The sequence below is a fragment of the Testudinibacter sp. 'clade 2' genome, assembly GCF_006227735.1.
GTDB lineage: Bacteria > Pseudomonadota > Gammaproteobacteria > Enterobacterales > Pasteurellaceae > Chelonobacter.
The window spans coordinates 1-880 of the sequence record NZ_VDHB01000205.1 but is presented as its reverse complement, the minus strand read 5'-3'; the positions used below and the strand labels follow the sequence as shown (position 1 = coordinate 880).

The window sequence follows — 880 nt, the reverse complement described above, 5'->3', positions numbered from 1 at the left end:
GTTGTTGCGGCAACTGACGGCCCAATGCCACAAACTCGTGAACACATCCTGTTGGGTCGCCAAGTAGGCGTGCCTTACATCATCGTATTCTTAAACAAATGCGACATGGTGGATGACGAAGAGTTATTAGAATTAGTTGAAATGGAAGTGCGTGAACTTCTGTCTCAATATGATTTCCCAGGCGACGACACCCCAATCGTACGCGGTTCTGCGCTGAAAGCGTTGGAAGGCGATGCCGAGTGGGAAGCAAAAATCATCGAATTAGCAGGCCACTTGGATACTTATATCCCAGAACCTGAGCGTGCGATTGACCAACCGTTCCTGTTACCAATCGAAGACGTATTCTCAATCTCCGGTCGTGGTACAGTAGTTACTGGCCGTGTTGAGCGCGGTATCGTGCGTACCGGTGACGAAGTTGAAATCGTCGGTATCAAAGCGACCACCAAAACCACCGTTACCGGTGTTGAAATGTTCCGTAAACTGTTAGACGAAGGTCGTGCAGGGGAGAACATCGGTGCGTTGTTGCGTGGTACAAAACGTGAAGAGATCGAACGTGGTCAAGTATTGGCGAAACCGGGTTCAATCACACCACACACTGATTTCGAATCAGAAGTGTACGTATTGTCTAAAGACGAAGGCGGCCGTCATACTCCGTTCTTCAAAGGCTACCGTCCACAGTTCTATTTCCGTACTACAGACGTAACCGGCACCATCGAGTTACCGGAAGGCGTGGAAATGGTTATGCCTGGCGACAACATCCAAATGGTTGTTAGCCTGATTCACCCAATCGCGATGGATCAAGGCTTACGCTTTGCAATTCGTGAAGGTGGCCGTACAGTAGGTGCGGGTGTTGTAGCGAAAATTATCAAATAATTGCGCT

1 protein-coding gene is annotated in these 880 nt (G+C 49.1%); it reads left to right on the top strand.

The features are described from left to right. On the top strand, positions 1–873 hold an 873-nt coding region (gene tuf / locus FHQ30_RS12595; RefSeq protein ID WP_139612334.1), incomplete at its 5' end, for an elongation factor Tu. Positions 874–880: the final 7 nt, after the last annotated feature.